Origin of the sequence: Bacillus badius NBRC 15713 (assembly GCF_001591605.1) — a bacterium.
Classification (GTDB): domain Bacteria; phylum Bacillota; class Bacilli; order Bacillales; family Domibacillaceae; genus Pseudobacillus; species Pseudobacillus badius.
Genome location: NZ_BCVF01000010.1, coordinates 58,072 through 77,264, shown reverse-complemented (window position 1 = coordinate 77,264; position 19,193 = coordinate 58,072). Strand labels below are relative to the sequence as shown.

Annotated in this window: 19 protein-coding genes; 16 read left to right on the top strand and 3 right to left on the bottom strand. The window is 47.6% G+C overall.

From position 1 onward, the window contains the following. Positions 1-11 precede the first annotated feature (11 nt). The 15 genes from BBA02S_RS07405 (at position 12) to BBA02S_RS07335 (ending at position 15,800) form a co-directional block, all read left to right on the top strand. Positions 12-1,043: a Gfo/Idh/MocA family protein gene (locus tag BBA02S_RS07405; RefSeq protein ID WP_041095290.1), complete on the top strand. Its 1,032-nt coding sequence runs from the start codon at positions 12-14 to the stop codon at positions 1,041-1,043. A 12-nt stretch (positions 1,044-1,055) separates the two neighbouring features. Continuing rightward, positions 1,056-2,384 (top strand): nucleotide sugar dehydrogenase, encoded by a 1,329-nt coding sequence (locus BBA02S_RS07400; protein ID WP_041095288.1) that lies wholly within the window; start codon positions 1,056-1,058, stop codon positions 2,382-2,384. A gap of 21 nt (positions 2,385-2,405) precedes the next feature. Next, positions 2,406-3,686: a lipopolysaccharide biosynthesis protein gene (locus tag BBA02S_RS07395; RefSeq protein ID WP_041113785.1), complete on the top strand. Its 1,281-nt coding sequence runs from the start codon at positions 2,406-2,408 to the stop codon at positions 3,684-3,686. Positions 3,687-3,898: 212 nt separating this feature from the next. Next, the gene (locus BBA02S_RS07390) at positions 3,899-5,008 is read left to right on the top strand and encodes an oligosaccharide repeat unit polymerase (RefSeq protein ID WP_156136539.1); all 1,110 of its coding nucleotides are present in this window, start codon (positions 3,899-3,901) and stop codon (positions 5,006-5,008) included. After that, positions 5,005-6,108 (top strand): glycosyltransferase family 4 protein, encoded by a 1,104-nt coding sequence (locus BBA02S_RS07385; protein ID WP_041113784.1) that lies wholly within the window; start codon positions 5,005-5,007, stop codon positions 6,106-6,108. Before BBA02S_RS07390 ends, BBA02S_RS07385 begins: the two co-directional genes overlap by 4 nt. Before the next feature lie 26 nt (positions 6,109-6,134). Continuing rightward, positions 6,135-7,295 (top strand): DegT/DnrJ/EryC1/StrS family aminotransferase, encoded by a 1,161-nt coding sequence (locus tag BBA02S_RS07380; protein WP_052477316.1) that lies wholly within the window; start codon positions 6,135-6,137, stop codon positions 7,293-7,295. A gap of 49 nt (positions 7,296-7,344) precedes the next feature. Continuing rightward, positions 7,345-8,061, top strand: coding sequence for an acyltransferase (locus tag BBA02S_RS07375; protein WP_041113783.1), 717 nt, complete (start codon positions 7,345-7,347; stop codon positions 8,059-8,061). Positions 8,062-8,070: 9 nt separating this feature from the next. Beyond that, positions 8,071-9,327, top strand: a complete 1,257-nt coding sequence (locus tag BBA02S_RS07370) for a glycosyltransferase family 4 protein (RefSeq protein WP_041113782.1) — start codon at positions 8,071-8,073, stop codon at positions 9,325-9,327. Next, the gene (locus BBA02S_RS07365; RefSeq protein ID WP_041095276.1) at positions 9,311-9,913 is read left to right on the top strand and encodes a sugar transferase; all 603 of its coding nucleotides are present in this window, start codon (positions 9,311-9,313) and stop codon (positions 9,911-9,913) included. Before BBA02S_RS07370 ends, BBA02S_RS07365 begins: the two co-directional genes overlap by 17 nt. Then, positions 9,910-10,560 carry an acetyltransferase gene (locus BBA02S_RS07360; protein WP_041113781.1) on the top strand — a complete coding sequence of 217 codons (651 nt, stop codon included), beginning with the start codon at positions 9,910-9,912 and terminating at the stop codon, positions 10,558-10,560. The genes BBA02S_RS07365 and BBA02S_RS07360 overlap by 4 nt, the downstream gene beginning before the upstream one ends. Positions 10,561-10,587: 27 nt before the next feature. Then, positions 10,588-11,748, top strand: coding sequence for a DegT/DnrJ/EryC1/StrS family aminotransferase (locus BBA02S_RS07355; protein ID WP_041113780.1), 1,161 nt, complete (start codon positions 10,588-10,590; stop codon positions 11,746-11,748). Positions 11,749-11,806: 58 nt separating this feature from the next. After that, a complete protein-coding gene (locus tag BBA02S_RS07350; protein WP_041113779.1) occupies positions 11,807-13,099 on the top strand; it encodes a hypothetical protein in 1,293 nt (430 codons plus the stop codon). 57 nt (positions 13,100-13,156) lie between these two features. Then, entirely contained in the window at positions 13,157-13,672 is a 516-nt protein-coding gene (locus BBA02S_RS07345; protein ID WP_231557181.1) for a VanZ family protein, read from the top strand. Positions 13,673-13,798: 126 nt separating this feature from the next. Further along, positions 13,799-14,488 carry an ABC transporter ATP-binding protein gene (locus tag BBA02S_RS07340; RefSeq protein WP_041095270.1) on the top strand — a complete coding sequence of 230 codons (690 nt, stop codon included), beginning with the start codon at positions 13,799-13,801 and terminating at the stop codon, positions 14,486-14,488. Continuing rightward, entirely contained in the window at positions 14,466-15,800 is a 1,335-nt protein-coding gene (locus BBA02S_RS07335; protein ID WP_041113778.1) for an ABC transporter permease, read from the top strand. Before BBA02S_RS07340 ends, BBA02S_RS07335 begins: the two co-directional genes overlap by 23 nt. 71 nt (positions 15,801-15,871) lie before the next feature. Here the strand turns inward: BBA02S_RS07335 and BBA02S_RS07330 are convergent, their stop codons facing one another. Further along, positions 15,872-17,320 carry an APC family permease gene (locus tag BBA02S_RS07330; RefSeq protein WP_041095266.1) on the bottom strand — a complete coding sequence of 483 codons (1,449 nt, stop codon included), beginning with the start codon at positions 17,318-17,320 and terminating at the stop codon, positions 15,872-15,874. 303 nt (positions 17,321-17,623) lie between these two features. On the opposite strand from BBA02S_RS07330, the gene BBA02S_RS07325 reads away from it, so the two are divergent. Continuing rightward, positions 17,624-18,244: a superoxide dismutase gene (locus BBA02S_RS07325; RefSeq protein WP_041113777.1), complete on the top strand. Its 621-nt coding sequence runs from the start codon at positions 17,624-17,626 to the stop codon at positions 18,242-18,244. 133 nt (positions 18,245-18,377) lie between these two features. On the opposite strand, the gene BBA02S_RS07320 is transcribed toward BBA02S_RS07325, so the two are convergent. Both BBA02S_RS07320 and BBA02S_RS20590 read right to left on the bottom strand, forming a co-directional pair. Next, complete coding sequence (locus BBA02S_RS07320; protein WP_082028014.1) at positions 18,378-18,899, bottom strand: hypothetical protein; 522 nt, start codon at positions 18,897-18,899, stop codon at positions 18,378-18,380. Between the two features lie 98 nt (positions 18,900-18,997). Next, positions 18,998-19,174 (bottom strand): hypothetical protein, encoded by a 177-nt coding sequence (locus BBA02S_RS20590; protein WP_156136538.1) that lies wholly within the window; start codon positions 19,172-19,174, stop codon positions 18,998-19,000. Positions 19,175-19,193: the final 19 nt, after the last annotated feature.

The following is a 19,193-nucleotide window of genomic DNA, read 5'->3' as shown; positions in this document are numbered from 1 at the left end:
GGGGTTTAGTCATGAACTTTGCCATTGTAGGCTGTGGCTTTATTGCGAAAAAACATGCGAGAGCGATCGAGGATATACAAGGAGCACAGCTTGTAGCTGTCTGCGATAAAGAACCTAAAGCGATGGAGTATTACACGGAGGTGTATGGCGCGGCTCCCTTTGTTGAGCTATCCGAGATGCTGGAAAGAGAAGAGATTGATATTGTCTGCATTTGTACGCCGAGCGGCCTTCATGCGCCGCTGGCAGAGGAAGCGGCGAAAGCGGGAAAGCATATTATCCTGGAAAAACCGATGGCAATGAACTTGAAAGAAACCGATCAAATTATTTACGCCTGCAAGGAGCATAACGTGAAGCTGGCCGTTGTGCATCCCAATCGATTCCGTCCGGCTGTGCAGGAGCTGCGGCGTATCCTGGACCAGGGCCTATTGGGGAAAATCAGCCATGTGAACGCCACAGTTAATTGGAACCGGAACCAGGAATATTATGATCAGGCGCCGTGGCGCGGCACTAAGCAATACGACGGCGGCGTGTTAATGAACCAGGCGATCCATACCTTGGATTTACTGCTCTGGTTCATGGGACAGCCGGAACAAATCTTCAGTATGGAAGCGACGCGCCTGCGAGAGATCGAAGCGGAAGACGTATCAACCGGGCTGATCCGTTTTGAATCGGGAGCGATCGGAGTAGTGGAGACCTCGACTACCGTTTATCAAAGCAACTTTGAAGAGTCGATTACTATATTTGGAGAGAAAGGCACAGTGAAAATCGGCGGGCCGAATGCCCTTTATTTTGAATGCCTGACCGTTGAAGGGATGTCGGAGAAAGAGACCGAGGAGATCTTAGACAAGGTCAAGGCTGACCCGTGGGGCAAGCCTGGCCACCAGTGCATTATGGAAAACATGATGAAAGCCATCAAAGAAGACCTCGAGCCGGCCGTCACCGGAGAAGATGGCCGGGCAGCCTTGGGACTTGTTCTTGCTTTTTATGAATCAGCTGCCAGAAATGAACCAATCTATCTGAAGCCTGTCAAAGTATGCATGTAAAGGGGAGTATTTATGACAACACAAACGATTACTAACACAGCAGAACAGCTAATTGCCAAATTGAAAAACAAAACAGCTATCGTCGGGGTGGTCGGCCTTGGCTATGTGGGCCTGCCGCTGGCGGTGGAGAAGGCAAAAGCCGGCTACCAGGTTATTGGATTTGATGTGCAGCAGGAAAAAGTCAGAAAGGTCAATCGCGGGGAAAATTATATCGGTGACGTAGTAGCGGCCGACCTGGAGGAACTTGTCCAGTCAGACCAATTAAAGGCGACGGCCGATTATTCATTTATCGGAGAAGTGGATGCCTTGGCCATTTGTGTGCCGACGCCGCTTGATGTTTATAAACAGCCGAACATGGAATATGTGCAAAACTCTGCTAAGGCGATCGCCAAGCACATGACAAAAGGAACGCTGGTTGTCCTGGAAAGCACGACTTATCCCGGAACGACAGAAGAATTGATTAAGCCGATTCTTGAAGAAAGCGGCCTTGTATGCGGACAAGACTTTTTCCTTGCGTACTCCCCGGAACGGGTAGACCCCGGCAATAAAGATTTTAACACCAAGAACACGCCAAAGGTCGTTGGCGGCCTGACTGATGCTTGTACACAGGTGGCTGCTACGATGTACCGCTCTGTACTGGAAGGAGATGTCCATGAAGTATCCAGCCCGGCCGTTGCTGAAATGGAAAAGCTGCTTGAGAACACCTTCCGCAATATCAACATTGCCCTGGCTAATGAAATGGCGATTTTGTGCAACAAAATGGGCATAGATGTGTGGGAAGTGATTGACGCGGCGGCAACGAAGCCGTACGGATTCATGGCCTTCTATCCGGGACCGGGGCTCGGCGGCCACTGCATTCCAATTGATCCGTGGTACTTGACTTGGAAGGCGCGCGAATATAACTATCATACGAAGCTGATTGAAACAGCCGGGGAAATCAATGACAGCATGCCGGAATTCGTGATTCAGCGCTGCATGGAAATTCTGAACGAACAGGGAAAAGCGCTCAAGGATGCCAACGTTGTTGTATTAGGTGTAGCTTACAAAAAGGATATTGATGATTACCGGGAGTCACCGGTGCTGCCTATTCTTGAAAAGATGACCCAAGCCGGCGCACGCTGGACAGTGGCCGATCCGCATGTGCAGGAATTCAAGCTGAAGGGGAAGCTGTATCAAACGGCCCGATTGACAGAGGAGCTGCTTGAGCAAGCGGACTTGACGGTCATCGCGACGAATCACAGCTTGTTTGATTACGAGATGATCATGAAAAAATCACAGGCTATATTTGATACCCGCAATACTTATCGAAACAAGGAACAGAGCAACTATCTAAAATTGTAAATAATCAGGGAAGTGCCTGTGATGAACGTAGTACAAAGAATACATTCCAATAGATTTCTAAAAAACTTTGCGGCGTTGTTTTCCGCTACATTGTTTGCCCAATTAATCAATATTGCGGCTTCACCTGTCCTCACAAGGATCTACAGCCCGGAGGAATTCGGTTATTTCAGCTTTTATTTGTCTGTTTGTGCTTTACTGATCGTTTATACGACAGGCAGATATGAGTTTGCGATTAATACGGTGAAAACAGAAGCAGAGAGCCAGCAGCTATTCAAGGTCGTCACTGTTTTCTCCACACTCTTTGCTGTCCTGCTGCTGGCGGCGGAGCAACTTTTCTATGAACCGATTATTCGTTTATTCAAGCTAGAGGGGGCGTCCTCGCTCTTGTTATATATTCCGCTCACGCTTCTTGTCATGGGAATTTCCCAAGGGCTGAATTATTACTTGAATAAGTACAAGGCATTCGGGGTGCTTTCGAAAGGGAAGGTGCTCCGAAGCTCTGTCACCAGCGGCGCTTCCATTGCTTTTGGCTTCACAGGGCTGCAGTCGGCCGGGCTGATTCTAGCGAATGTCCTCGGCTATGCCGTTTCAAACGTCTATCAAACGAGGGTCAAAAAGATTGGTTTTTTATTTAATCTTCGCGAGTATAAGGCCCGGTCATTGGCGAGAACGGCGGCGCAGCACAAGCATTACCCGCTGTACAACAGCACCTCGGCTTTTTTTGACAACATGGCTGTCCAAGCGCCGGTCTTTATTTTAATGCGCTTTTTTTCGGAGGCTATTGTCGGTTTTTACAGTTTAACCATCCGGGTGGCGGCGATGCCGATCTCTCTAATCTCAGCTTCGGTGGCCCAAGTGTTTCTAAGTGAGATTGCTGAACTGCATGCCAAAGGCCGATCCTTTTTGCCTGTAGTAAAGAAAGTGCTCCTCCTGCTTGCAGGTATTGGCATTCTTCCTGTTGTGCTGCTTGTTATCGCGGGCCCGTGGGGGTTTGCCCTTGTATTCGGCGAAAAGTGGCGCATGGCGGGAGAGCTTTCGCAAATTCTGGCTTTCGGCTATTATGCAAAATTCGTTGTTTCGCCGCTCAGTGTTGTATTTTTTGTGAAGCAAAAGGTGAAGCTGCTTTCAATGATTCAAGGAATAAGAGCCATCTCAACGCTTTCTGTGCTTTGGGCCAGCTCTGTCTATTTAAATATCAAAGGCGTTGTTTTCGTATACTCCATTCATGAATTGCTTTTTTACAGCCTATATTTATTTTCTATCTTTCACATTAGCCGGGATAACGATCACATACGCAGTTAAATAAATATACTCATTGCTTGGAGCGATACATTATAAAGACAAAAATCGTAACGTTCATTTCTTTAATTGCTTTAAAAATTCTCTTGGAATACAGTTACACGGCAATTATTCATCCCATTTTTGCCTATGAAGGCTTTATTCTATATGAATCTTTTCCAAAAATGTTTGAGTCGTATATATTAGCCTCAATTATTTTTCTGACGGCTATTTCTTTGCTAGAGCATAAAAAAGCGCCCAGCAAAATAGTCATCTATTTAATGATTGTCTTATTGTATATTCCGTTAACGGCATTGTTTTGGCTGCAAAATCAGCCGCGGCCGTTTATTTATGCCATTACGGTTTCTTTGTTGATGATTATGTTGATCGTCAGCTTATTTTCGAAGATACGCTTAGTGCAGCTTGAGGAAGGCAGAAGTGTCACGTTTTTCATTATCGGCGGGATGTCCCTTATCGTTTACGGATTGTTAATTGCACAGGGAGGATTAGGCCGCATTAATTTAAACCTAATGGAAATTTATCAGGTGCGGGAGGCGTATGCCAGCACAAACAATCAAGTGCTGGCTTATTTGCTTCCATGGCAGGCTCATGTCATCAACATGCTGGTGATCGCTGTGGCCATGTACAAACGAAAGTACAAGCTGGCCGGCCTGTTCATCGTACTGCAGGTGTTTCTCTTTTCGATGACAAACTTTAAAAGCTTTTTGTTTGCCCCGCTGGTTTTAATCGGGTTTCAGCTATTCGAGAAAACAAAGCTGAAAGACAACCTGTTATTTGTGATCTCTTTCGGCTCATCGCTGTTATTGTCGATCTGCCTCCTGGTTTATCATTTTTTCGGCTCATTCTATTTGGCGTCTATTTTCGTCAGACGCTTGTTTTTCGTGCCGAGCAACCTGCATTACGTGTATTATCACTTTTTCGAGCCGATCGAAAAATATAAGCTTTCCCATTCTTTTTTAAGTTTTATCAATGACAATATCTATCAGATGACGCCTGTCCAATTGGTGGCGCTCGCTTACTACAATAAAGAAAATTTTGCTCCGAATGTCGGTTTTTTCGGAGATGCCTATTTGAATTTTGGTGTGTTGGGGATTTTGGGGTTTTCATTGCTGCTCGGGCTGCTGTTAAAGCTGATTGATACAGCGTCTGTCTCACTGCCGCCCTTTTTGGCTATGTCGATCCTGGTGATCCCTTCGATGTCATTGATTAACGCGGCCTTCTTCACTTCCTTGCTGACGCATGGGATTTTGTTTGCCATTTTAATGCTTTGGCTGGCTAACAGTTTGTTTATAAATGAAATAAATACAATAGGGAGTAAAAGATGAAAATATGTCATTTAACCTCAGTCCATCCTTACAACGACACGAGAATATTCATTAAAGAGTGCCGCTCCCTTGCTGCATCAGGCTATGAGGTGCATTTGGTTGTGCCGGGCGCTCCTGACGCGGTTATTAGCGGGGTGCAGCTGCATGGAGTGGCGAAAGAAAGCGGGAACCGTTTCAAAAGGATGACAAAGACAGTTGAGCGCGTATTCAACAAAGGATTAGCGATCGATGCGGACGTCTATCACTTCCATGATCCCGAGCTCATCCCTGTCGGCTTAAAGTTAAAAAAAGCGGGCAAAAAGGTCGTTTATGATGTGCACGAAGATGTGCCGAGGCAAATTTTAACGAAAAAATGGCTGCCGGGTTATCTCCGTAAAGGGATCTCTGCGGCGTTTGAGCAATTTGAAAACCGGGCGGCGAGGAAGTTCGATGCGATCCTGGCAGCCACGCCTCATATAAGAGACCGGTTTTTGACGTTGGGGTGCAAAGCCCAGGATATTAACAATTATCCGATACTGGAGGAATTGAGGATTGACAATGTCTCCTGGAAGGAGAAAGAAAATGCAGCCTGCTATGTGGGCGGAATCACCGCCATACGCGGAATTCGCGAAATGGTGGAGGCTTTGCATTTAATAGAAAATGTGTCCATGCTGCTTGCCGGGAAGTTTGTGGCAGCTTCGGAAAAAGAAACGGTAGCCGCTTTGCCGGGCTGGTCGAGGGTGCATGAGCTGGGTTATTTAAATCGTGAAGGCGTAAGGGAGATATACCGAAAATCAAAGGCCGGGCTGGTCGTTTTGCATCCGACAGTTAACTATATTGATGCCCTGCCGGTAAAGATGTTTGAATATATGGCTGCCGGGCTGCCGGTCATTGCTTCTGATTTTCCGCTTTGGAAAGGCATTATAGTGGAAAAGGGCGGCTGCGGCTTGTGCGTCGATCCATTGGACCCGCAGCAAATTGCTTCGGCTATCCAATGGCTGGTCGATCATCCGGAAGAAGCGAGGCAAATGGGCGAAAACGGCCGGAGAGCGGTAGAAACCGAGTATAACTGGGAAAGAGAAAATGAAAAGCTGCTGGCAGTCTATGAGAGCCTGGCTTAATAATTACGATACATAAGGAGTTTGTTATGAATATTAAAATGCTGGATTTATCTGAACAATATCAATCGATGAGAAGAGAAGTAATGGCAAAGCTGGATGAAGTCATGTCCTCGTCCCAATTTATATTAGGAGATAACGTCAAACAGCTGGAAGCGGACATCGCCAAGTATAGCGGAGTCGATCATGGCGTAGGTGTGGGCAACGGCAGTGATGCCATTCATATCGCTTTGCAGGCCGCCGGAGTAGAAGCTGGCGATGAGGTCATCACAACAGCCTTTACATTTTTTGCGACAGGCGGGGCGATCGCGCGTGCCGGTGCGGTGCCTGTCTATGTCGATATTGATCCGGTTACCTTTAACATCAGCCCTGCAAAAATTAAAGCAGCGATTACAAAGAAAACAAAAGCTATCATTCCTGTTCATTTATACGGGCAAATGGCGGATATGGAAGCGATCAAGAACATTGCCGACGAGCACCATTTAGCGGTGATTGAAGACGCTGCACAGGCCATTGGCGCAAAGCAAAACGGCCATAGTGTCGGAGAACTCGGCACAGCTGCTACCTACAGTTTTTTCCCTACGAAGAACTTAGGAGGGTACGGGGACGGCGGAATGATCGTTACAAAGGATGAAGAGCTGGCGGAAAAAGCGCGGGTGATCCGGGTGCATGGCAGCAAACCGAAATACTATCATCATGTGCTAGGCTATAACAGCCGTCTTGACGAGATGCAGGCCGCCATTTTAAATGTAAAATTCCCTTACCTGGATAAGTGGTCTCATGCCCGCCGGGAGCGTGCGGCGTATTACACCGATCACTTGCAGGAAAAGCTCGCTGGCGTCATCCAAACGCCGGTGCAGAAAAAAGGGAATTATCATGTATATCACCAATATACGCTGCGTGTGCCTGAACGCGACCAGCTGCAGCGCTATTTAAAGGAGCAAGGGGTCGCTACAATGGTGTATTATCCGCAGCCGCTTCATCTGCAGCCGGTTTTTAAACAGCTTGGCTACAAGGAAGGAGACCTGCCAGAAACGGAAAAAGCAGCGAAAGCAGCGATTTCCCTTCCGATGTATCCTGAATTAAAACAGTTCGACCAGGATTATGTGATCGAAAAAATTGTGGAATTTTATGCGAACAAAGAGGAAGAGGGCTTCAATCAAACCAAAACAGAAGAAGTCACACAATAATAATAAAGCCGCCTGCTTGCAAGGCGGCTTTTTAAGGAGAGATCGAGAGATGAATGTATCTGTGAGCAAGGGGCATAACGCTGTCATTGGGGAAAATGTCTCTTTAGGAGACAACGTGGTGCTTGGCAATAATGTAGTTATATATGAAGGAACTAGGATTGGAAGCAATGTCATCATCCAGGATAACGCGGTTATTGGCAAGCAGCCAACCAGGGCAAAAGCGTCTATTTTGCCGGAAACGTCCCAGCTCCCGCCTGCTGTTATCGGATCAGGTGTGACGATCGGCACCTCGGCGATTATTTATGCAGATGCCAAAATTAGCGATGAAGTGTTTATTGCAGATTTGGCGACGGTCCGGGAACGGGTGGCGATTGGCGAGCGCACCATTATCGGCCGGGGAGTCGCTGTTGAAAACGACTGCACAGTAGGAAAACGCTGCAAGCTGGAAACCAACTGTTATATTACCGCTTATTCCGAGCTTGGGGACTATGTCTTTGTTGCGCCGTGTGTTGTAACGACGAATGATAATTATATGGGCAGAAGCAAGGCGCGGTTTGATAAGTTCAAAGGAGTAACGATTAAGAAAGGGGGGCGCATCGGAGCAAATGCGACCATTCTTCCGGGAAAAGTCATTCATGAGGATGGAGCTGCGGCTGCAGCGAGTGTGGTAACGAAGGATGTACAAAGCGAAGAGCTTGTTGTCGGGACGCCGGCCAAAAAAGTCAGGGACGTGCCGGCTGAACAATTATTAAGAAATCAAGGGTGAGGATGTAAAGTGAATATATGGATCTTTAATCATTACGCGACGACCCCTGCCCATGTCGGCGGGACAAGACATTTTGACTTAGCCAAGCATTTGTCTGATAAAGGGCATCAAGTGACTATATTTGCCTCTTCATTCAACCATTTCTCCAAGAAGGAGATGGTTTTTCACAACAAGGAAAATCACAGCGAAATCGAGTGGATCAACGGCATCAGGTATGTCTGGATCAATACACCTGCCTATAACAAGTCTTTAGGAAGAGTGAAGAACATCTTAAGCTATACACTAAAGAGCTATAAAATTGCCATGGCAGCCTGTGAAGAAGAGTCCCCTGATATTGTGATCGGGTCGAGTGTCCATCCGTTAGCGGCGATCGTCGGATATTTGGTCGCGAAAAAGGCAAGCTGCAAATATTATTTTGAAGAACGTGATTTATGGCCGCAGACCTTTGTCGATTTCGGAAAAATCTCAGCTTCCAACCCGCTGGCTCTCGTGCTGTATAAATTAGAAAGTTTTCTATATGAAAAAGCGGAGCGCGTCATCGTGCTTTTTGATAAAGCCAAGCATTATGTGGAGTCCCGGGGAGTCGATGCCGGAAAAGTCATTTATCTGCCTAACGGGGTGAACCTTGATAAATACGAACAGCTCGAACCGACTTTGCGTGTCGATGAGATGTTCAAAGGTTTGGAAAACAAATTTGTTGTTGCTTATATTGGCTCGCATGGGGTAGCTAACCATCTGGACCCGGTCATTGATTTATTTTCTAAGCTGCGGGAGCATCCGGATATTCATCTGCTGCTGGTTGGGTCGGGTGCGCAAAAGCAGGAATTAATGAAAAGAGTGCAGGAGGAAGAATTGTCTAATGTAACGTTTGAAGACCCTGTGCCGAAAGCGCAAATCCCTTATTTGTTGAGCAAGGCGCAGATGGGGATCATTTCAATTTTAGATACCCCTCTTTATAAATGGGGGTTCAGCATGAATAAAATCTATGACTACATGGCTGCAGGCCTTCCGATTGCCATGGTGGCGAATCCTGATTTGACCGGCTCGTTAAGAAGCGTGAAAGGAATCTATGTGCAGGATCAATTAGAGGAGCTTCAACAGGTGATCGTCAACTCTTCCGGCTCTGCCCAAATGCGCCGGGAGGAAGGGGAATTTCTTCAAGAGTATGTCAGAAAGCACTATTCATGGGAGGTGCTTGGCGACCAGTTGGAGTCTGTCATGTTAAATGATGTAGAGGGAGTAAGCAGAAATGAAAAGGCTGTTTGATATTATTTGTTCTTTTCTCGGCCTGGTTGTTTTGTCCCCTGTTCTTTTGGCTGCCGCTCTTTTGATCCGTTTGAAGCTGGGATCACCGGTCATTTTCAAGCAGAAGCGCCCCGGCTTGCATGGCAAGCCTTTTTTTGTTTATAAATTCCGGACGATGACTGATGAGCGCGATGAGCATGGCGGGCTGCTTCCCGATCATATTCGGCTGACGCCTTTCGGACAGCTGCTTCGGAAGCTGAGCATAGACGAGCTGCCGCAATTGTTGAATGTGTTGAAAGGCGATATTAGCTTGGTCGGGCCGCGGCCGCTGCTGATGGACTATTTGGAATTATATACACCGGAGCAGGCACGCCGGCATGAGGTGCGCCCTGGTATTACCGGCTGGGCGCAGGTAAACGGCCGCAATGAGCTGTCTTGGGAAGAAAAGTTTGAGCTCGACGTGTGGTATGTCGATAACCGTTCTTTCTGGCTGGATGTAAAAATATTATGTATGACAGTGTTAAAAGTATTTAAATCGGAAGGAATCAGTCAGACAGGACATGTGACCGTTGAGAAGTTTACCGGTTCGAAAGGTGTGGGGAAATGAAAGAGATTGCAATCATCGGCGGCGGTGGCCACAGCAAAGTCATCCAAGACATTATCCAGGCAGGAGAACAGTATAAGCCTGTTGCTTTATTGGATGATAAATACGAAGCCCTTCAACAAAAAGGAGAATTCATTTTTGCCCCTATTTCTGATGCTGTGAAGCTGATAGAAAGAGAGGTTGAGTTCGTTGTTGCGGTGGGAAACAATCGGGTAAGAAAACGCTTGGCGGAGAAGTTAGCTGCTGAACGGGCGCGTTTTGCGGTGCTTATCCACCCTGCCGCGGTCATCAGCCCGTCGGCTGTTATAGAAGCCGGAACGGTGGTGATGCCCGGCGCGGTCATTCAGGCGGATACCGTCATTGGCCGGCATGCGATTATTAATACGGCGGCTGTTGTCGAGCACGATAACCGGATTGAAGATTTTGTCCACATTTCCCCGCGTGCTGTCCTGACCGGGAACGTGGAAGCTGCAGAAGGGGCTCACATCGGGGCAGGGGCGGTTGTTATTCCGGGAAAGAAGATCGGCCCATGGTCGGTGGTCGGAGCCGGCTCCGCCGTTATAAGCGATATCCCAAAAGAAGTCACAGCAGCAGGCACCCCGGCAAGAATCATTCAACCTGCACAAGAAGGGGTCAGATCAAAGGCTTGATACATAAGAGAAGGAGGAGGGATTTCAATGCAGTCACCGAGAATTCTTCTATCCCCGCCTCACATGAGCGGGAGAGAAAAAAAGTATATAAACGACGCGTTCGAAACAAACTGGATTGCCCCGCTAGGCCCCAATGTAGACGGGTTTGAAAAGGAACTGGCGGAATACGCTGGAACGAGAGGGGCGGTTGCGCTCAGTTCAGGCACGGCAGCGATTCATTTGGCTCTTCGCCTGCTTGGCATAAATAAGGGAGACACAGTATTTTGTTCATCGCTCACCTTTATCGCAAGCGCTAATCCAATTGTATATGAAGGCGCAGAGCCGGCGTTCATTGATTCGGAGCCCGACACATGGAATATGTCGCCTGCTGCTTTGCAGAAGGCTTTTGCCGATGCCGAGAAAGCCGGCCGTTTGCCGAAAGCGGTAATCGTGGTGAACTTATATGGCCAAAGCGCCCGAATGGATGAATTATTAGCGATCTGTAATCACTATCGGGTGCCGGTGATTGAAGATGCGGCTGAGTCGCTTGGATCACAATATAAAGGGAGAAAGAGCGGCACGTTTGGCACGTTTGGCGTATTTTCCTTTAATGGCAATAAAATTATCACAACATCCGGCGGAGGAATGCTCGTATCAAACGATGAAGAGGCATTGCGCAAGGCTCGTTTTCTGGCGACACAGGCCCGTGATCCCGCTCCGCATTATCAGCATAGTACAACAGGCTATAATTATCGGCTGAGCAATATTTTAGCCGGGGTTGGCCGGGCGCAGCTGGAAGTGCTTGATGAGCGTGTGGAAGCGAGGCGGACGATCTTTGCCCGTTATGCCGGGGAGCTTGGGCAAATAGAGGGGCTGGAATTTATGCCGGAACTGGAAGGGACGGTGCATAACCGCTGGCTGACGACGTTAACAGTGGACCAGAAGCAATTAGGAATAGCCCCAATGGAATTAATAGAAGCGCTGGAGGAGGAAAGCATCGAAGCGCGCCCTGTTTGGAAGCCGCTTCATTTACAGCCGATCTTTAAAGGCGCTGCCTACTATCCTCATGAAAAAGAAAGAAGCGTATCAGATGAATTGTTTGCCAACGGCGTATGTCTGCCATCAGGGTCAGGGATGACTGAAGAACAGCAAATGAAAGTGATTGATACCATTAAGAAGGCAGTGAACAGGAAAGTGAGCATTTCATAAAGGTTCTTTTCAATAGGTGAGGGTATTCAATGGATCTAAATAAAAAGGAAGGCATGATGTGATAAAAAAACTCATCATTCTCATTTTGTCGGCCGTTATCGCTGCTGTCTGTGTGATGATTTTTAATACAGATCATGAGAAGGAACGGGCAAGCCAAAAATTGAGCGAGCAAGAAAAACGTTTGTGGAATCAAACCATTCGTGTGTATTTGCAAAAGGATTTGCAGTCAGGCACGGACTTTTATGATGCCGGCCATTTGCTTATGGTTCCGCTTCATTATGCCTATTCTTCCTCTGACGAGAAGCTCATGAATGAGTTTGAAGAACATTTCCGGCGTTTTCAGTCAGCGGCACACGAAGAGCTTGATCTTCGCACGGAAAGCAAACGGCTGTCTACATTACAATATTACTACCTCATTAGCCGATATATCGTGCTGGCAGATAAGAGCGGCTCCGATCAAGAGCACGTTGATGATCTAGCTAACTATTTATTGGATGAAATGGAGAAATTGTGGCTGGAAACCCCGGCCTGGCAATGGAGCAGAACAAGCTTCGAAGGCGGTATGAGGCAGCGGGTCCTATGGAAGCTTGAAAACAAGAAGACAGACCGGGGGTATTACAGAGCTTTCGTGGACGAAGAGCTTTTTGCGTTTGCGATTGCTGCTGATTTAAGCCGGCATTTTGATAATAACCCCGTGCTTAAAGATATTCTGAGAATCAATTACCGGGTATTTCAGCAAGAAGGACGGTTTGAGCGGGACGGACGCTGGGTGTTTCAGCCTGGCATCTGGAGTGATCATCCCGATTATCTATATGCCGGGTATACGAAGAAGACTCATATCAATCAAACCAAGCCGATTGAGGGGATTGCGGCGGATTCCTCTCATTTTCACCGTTTTCCTTTGTGGATAACGAACTTTATTCAGGCTTATCCAAAAGGTTCTGAGCAAAGACAGCTCTTCTTAAACATTCGCCAAGGGCTGGAGAAGCAATTTTTTGATAAGGTTCTGGTAGCTCCTGACCGACAGAGACCTTATTACAAGCTAAATAACTTTATGGATGGCCGCAACGGGCTTTATAGATGGAACTATCCAACGATCCGGAATAATGGATACGGTCCTTATGAATTGTCAGGTACTTTTATGATGGGCTGGTGGACTTTTCTCGGGTCCGACAGAATAAAAGAGGTATATTCGGATGTAACGAAGCAATTTCCGCTGCCTCGGGAAGCAGTAGACCTGTATACAGGCCCCGCTGCAACGAAAGCAAGCAGCTCATTTGCGGCGGCTGCGAATTCTTATGACAACGGTTTTAAAGAAATTTTGGCCATTTTGGCTTCAAAAGTAAGGTGATAGGTGTTTTTCATACAGTTGGCCGTTATATGGCCGTCCGCTGAAGGAGTTTTTGTCATGCCGTACTTATTAAGGATGGCGGCGCTGTTCCTTGTGGCAGGAATCATTTACTCTTTTTCTTCGCAAACATACGAGGAGCAGTCGCTTGTGCCGCTTTTAAAACAAATGCTCCCGGGAGAGCCGTTTGCCGGTGCGTTATCTTCCTGTAAGGTTGTGTACTGGGGAAAAGAGATATCCATTGGGACCCAAGGGTACTATTATTTTATCGAATTTTTCATCCGGAAGTTTGCTCATTTGTTTTTATTCGGCGTACTGGCTGTTGCATGGTTTCGAGTGTGTGAAATGTATGACCCAAGCAGATTAGTCAGAAGCATCTGGATGGCCTTTGCCGGCACCGCTGGGTATGCCATGATTGATGAATTGCATCAAATGTATACGGGCGGCCGGACACCGCTTCTGAATGATGTCCTTTTAGATATGTTCGGAGCGGTTCTGGCGCTTGCTCTTTACGTGCCGGTTTATGCGAAAAGGAGGTCCGGCTTTGTGCTGGCTTTCAACAGAATTTGTAAATAGTTACGCATATGATTGGCAGATGCTGCCATGAAAGCCCGCGGCGATAAGGCCTTGTTTCCTTATCATCGCGGGCTTTTCTACTCAATGCAGCGGTTCACTTTTTAAAGGTGATTGGAGGGTATTGAAATGATTGAATTACGCAATGTACAAAAGCTTTACCGCTCAGGAGGAGAGAAGCTGCCGATTTTGCGGGGAGTGAATTTACATGTTGAAAAAGGCGAGTATGTGGCAATTATGGGCAAGTCCGGTTCTGGAAAAAGTACGCTGCTGAACTTGTTAGGGACGCTTGATGTTCTTGACAGCGGTGAATATGAACTGGCGGGACAAGCTGTTCATAGAATGGGAAAAGGCAAACGGGCAGCTTTGCGGAACGAGAAAATCGGGTTTGTATTTCAGCAGTTTCAGCTTATCCCTAACATGTCCGTCTATCAAAATGTGCTGCTCCCGCTTACCTACGGACAGAAAAGGTGGAGCGGGAAGCGGGCAAAAGTTCTTCATTTGCTGAAAGAAGTCGGGTTATTTCATAAAAGAAATCAAAAGCCGAGTCGCTTGTCTGGCGGGGAAAAGCAGCGGGTAGCCATTGCCCGGGCGCTTGTCAACGAGCCGGACTTAATCTTGGCTGATGAACCGACAGGGAGCCTGGATGAGGAAACGACAGAAAATGTGCTGCAGCTAATGGAACAGGTGCATGCCGATGGAGCAACTGTTATCATGATCACCCATGACTTGGAAGTGGCTAAACGGGCTGAGAGGATTTTGCTATTGAAAAATGGGATGCTGAAGGAGATGGCTAATGAAGCTGCTTACGGGATTTAAACTGGCTTGGCTTGGGTTATGGGCCAATCGCCTGCGGGTGCTGTTTGCCATGTTCGGCGTCGTCATTGGAATGTTTTCAGTCATTGTGCTGGCTTCTATATCGATTGGCGTGAAGGACACGCTGCTCAAGCAAATGGGAGGGCTCGGGGCTGAACAAATTCTGGTGATCCCCGGGCGCGTTCTCGATACTATGAGCGGACAGAAAGATCTGTTGAGCGGGTTAACCAGCGTACCCAGCACATTAACGTATGAAGACGCGAAAGAGGCGGAAAAGGTAGAGAACGTCCGGTCAGTCACCCCCCATCTGGAAACCGTGACTACCATACAGTCAGGTGAAGGCAAAGAAGCAAAAAAGCTTCAATCCGTTCTTGTGGGAACCACAGATCAATATAGCCGTGTGCAGCATGCAGAGCTTGCAGAGGGCCGATTTTTTACGAAAAAAGAACAGGAAACTAAAGCTAAGGTGGTTGTCTTAGGGAGCAATATTCATGACGGCCTGCTTGGAAAGGAAAGCACTTCTGAGGCTACTCAGACACCGGGGCACCCTGCCCCTGAACCTTGGTGGAAACGGTTATTCTCCGCGTTGACTGCACAAAAAGCATCCGCCCAGAAACAGGAAGCCTCGCTTGTTGGAAAAGAAGTCGCCATCAACAATGAAAAGTACAAGGTCATTGGCGTGCTGTCACCGAATGCAGCGCTCGGTTCAAGCACTGACAATAATGTCGTTATGCCGATCAACACTGCTCTGCAGGAGACCGGCATGAAAAACCTGAACAAGATAATTGTTGAGGCAGACAGCACGGAGACTATTGATCAGGTTGACAGCGATGTATTTGCGGCGATCAAAACGCATCACAAGGACATCGATTATAGTGTGGTCAAGCAAGAGCAAATGCTTGAGGCGTTGAATAAGGTCACAACGATTTTGCAAGCAATGCTTGCCGGTATTACCGTTACGGCCTTAATTATTAGCGGCACAGGCATTATGAATGTCATGGTGATGTCGGTCAGGGAACGCACCCGGGAAATCGGGATACGCAAGGCCCTCGGCGCGACCACTTTTGAGGTAATGCTCCAGTTTTTCTTCGAAACGCTTCTGCTTTGTGTTCTCGGCGGACTCATCGGTCTCGGTATTGGTTATTTATTTATCGAGCTATGGAATCACAATATTTCGGTTTTCTCTCTTGTTTTGCCTCTTTGGGCGGTGAAGCTTGCACTCTATTCGTCTCTTGGCGTTGGTACATTATTCGGCATTTACCCGGCATTGAAAGCGGCAAGAATGAATCCGAGCAAGGCATTAAGATTTGAGTAAAATAGAATCAACCTAAAGAGAGCTGCCTGGTGAAAAGCGGCAGCTCTCTTCTAAATCATGTTTATGACAGCCTAGAGGCTTTTTTTCTTTAAATCTGGCGGCTCTTCATCAAATTGAATAATCCGGTCGATTTCTTTGTCCATATGCTTATCCGAATTTTCTGCGCCGTATTTGGACATCGACAGCTTGTAGAAGATAGCGCCCAGAATGGCCCAGGCGAAGACAATGATCCACTCATAAGGCCAGACGAGAGCGGACGGCATGCCAGGCATATAAAGAATGGATACACCGAGAGCCATAAAGGCAGCAATCCAGCCGATCGCCGTGCCGCCAGGAAGCTTGAACGGCCGGTGCATCGCCGGCAGCTTTTTCCGCAGGATGATAAAGGATAGAGCCACCATAAACCAAGCAACGACCAGACCTAAACCGCCGGCATCAACGAACCAGACTAAGGCCGGACGGCCGAGTAAAGGAGCAGCAGTCGATAAAACAGCAATTAATAGAATAGCCTTGTGAGGAGTATTGTACTTTGGATGCAGTTCTCCGAGCGACTTTGGCAGCATGCCCGATTTAGCGAGCGCATAGATGGCCCGGCTGCCGCCGACATAAAAGCCGATCCAGCTCGTTAAGATCCCGCCAATTCCGCCCAGCACGAGGATGTTGCCCATTAGCTGGCTGTTTCCAAAGGCTTTGGCCATGGCATCGGCCGTCACCAGATTAGAATTCGCGATTTCCCCGGGAGTGAGTATGCGGGAAACGCCAAATATAACGGCAATATACCAGACAACAGCAAGCATAACGGAAAAGATCAGAAGCTTGCCAATTTGTTTTGGCGGAAGGTTAATTTCTTCAGAAGCCTGTGGAATAACATCAAACCCGACAAACATAAAAGGTGTCATGACAATCACTGTCAGCAGTCCGGCTGCTCCTTTTTCAAACAGCGGCTGCATATTAGCCGTACTGCCGGAGATGGAGCTTCCAGTAATCAATAAAATGCCGGCAATAGCGATGACCAACGTCAAAATAAATGTAATCGCCGTTGAAAACTTGATGCCTCGATAGTTGATCCACGCAATAACAATCGAACCAATAATCCCTACACCAGCCCACGTAGCTGTAACATCCCAGCCGGCGACCGTATAAAGGTACCCTTGGCTGTAGTTCGGAATTAAATATTCGAAAACAGTCGGCAAGGCAACCGCTTCAAAAGCGACGACCGAGACGTAGCCTAATACGATTGCCCATGTAGTAATAAAGCTGGGCACCCGTCCCATGGCTTTATAGCTGTATACGTGCTCGCCCCCGGCCAGGGGAAGGGCTGATGCCAGCTCCGCATACGTCAAGCCGACGAACGTCACCACGATCCCGCCAATTAAGAATGCTAGAATCGCTCCTAACGAACCGGCCTCCGTAATCCACAGTCCAGTTGTGACGACCCAGCCCCAGCCAATCATGGCTCCGAACGCCAAAGCAAGTACATCCCTGTTTCCCAGTGTCTTTAAAAACCTCTGTTCGCTCATCCATCCGCCTCCTATCAACATTTTGTATAGGCTCAAATAAAAATAAGGCCAATATGATCCGGTTAAGGACTAGCTGGTTATTTCCTCCTCCTTTCCTGTTAAGTCAAGCCGGAAAGCATGTCCTCTTCCCTATTATATTACAATTTATCAATTTATTCTAAAAATTCTTACAAATATTTATTGCTTATTAATTTGAAAATAATAGATGGAAGGAGTTGACTTTATATTGAAAATAGGATAAATTTTCACTTAGGTAAATAAATTTTACCTAAGGAAACTTTTTTGAGAGGGGGGAATAATGGGATGTTTTCGTTGCCTAAGCTTCCATATGAGTACGATGAGCTTGAGCCTTATATTGATGGCCGCACGCTGGAAATTCATCATGGGAAGCATCATGCGACCTATGTAAACCAGTTAAATAAAGCATTAGAAGCGCATGAGGGTTTACAGGATCAGCCGTTAGAGTATTTACTGAGCAACCTGTCATCGCTTCCTGAAGAGATTCAAACAGCGGTAAGGAATAATGGCGGCGGACATTACAGCCACAGTTTGTTTTGGGAATTGATGACTCCAAATGGCGGAGGGGAGCCGACAGCGGATATCGGGAAAGCGATCGATTATTATTTCAAGTCTTTTGACCGCTTTAAGGAGCAGCTCTCACAGGCAGCTGTTTCACGGTTTGGAAGCGGCTACGGCTGGCTCGTCAAAGACGGAGATGGGCTGGCGGTCATGAGTACGCCTAATCAGGATACGCCGCTAATGGAAGGCAAAGTGCCGCTTCTTGTGATTGATGTATGGGAGCATGCTTATTATTTAAAGTATCAAAACCGCCGGCCTGAATTTGTCGCAAACTGGTGGAATACTGTCAACTGGGATAAGGTAAATGACCTCTATCTAAAATCCGAACAACAATCGTATGCATAAGGGAATGAATGTATTGAAATGCCACCTTCTCCTCCGGCTTGGTAAACCGGAGGAGCTTTTTTATTTGTGGCAGTTGGGCGGCAGAATATCATAAAAAGGAGGATGGCTCTGTCTTGGAGCATCCTCCTTTTTACTAAAAACATTGGAACGAGCGAATTCTCCGCAAGTCTGTTCCGTAATAAACCCATCGGCCATTTCTCCAGCGCCACCCGGCAACAGAGTTTCTCCCTACAAAGGTCGGGTAAAACCAAAAGCTTCGGCCGCCCTCCATCCAGACATAGGTATACCGGTACAAGCAGCCTCTTATTCCGCCGGGATCGACCGCAAAAGGAGTGGCCCCTGTTTGCTGCAGCTGAGGAGTAAAGGCTGGAGGAGGCGACGACGGCGGTCCGCCTTGCTGAGCGCCTCCCCCTGGAGTTCCCGGAGGCGGAGTGGATGGAAATCCGGGCGTTCCGAATCCCGGCTGCTGGCTGGACGGAAAGCCCATCGGCCCGACTGGCTGCTGGCCGGATGGAAACCCAGGAGGCCATCCTCCCTGAAATCCCTGGCCTTGGCGCGGGTCTGGTGAGAAATCATATAGTGTTTCAGCTTCGAACATTCGATTTTCTTCGGGAGGGAAGGCAGAGTAGTAATGATAGTAATCTCTATAATCCATCTGTTTTTATCCCCTTTCGTCATGCGTTCCTTTTACTGTATGCAGCACTCTTCTTTTGGTGAGTTGTACAGCCGGCATGGCGAAAGGGCAAAGAGAGGCTAGAAGATGTCAGCCACCCAGCGCAGCGCGTATCTCAGGCCGAACAGCAGCGAACGGACAGCAAACAGCAGCAGCTCGGGAACCGCAAGCAGAAGGTCCAGAATAAAGTCAAAGAAGGAATACTTTTTATTGTCTTCCTTTCGTTTTCTTTTTCTGTTAAAGGGCATACTTTTCATTCCTTTCTTCTTTTTCTTC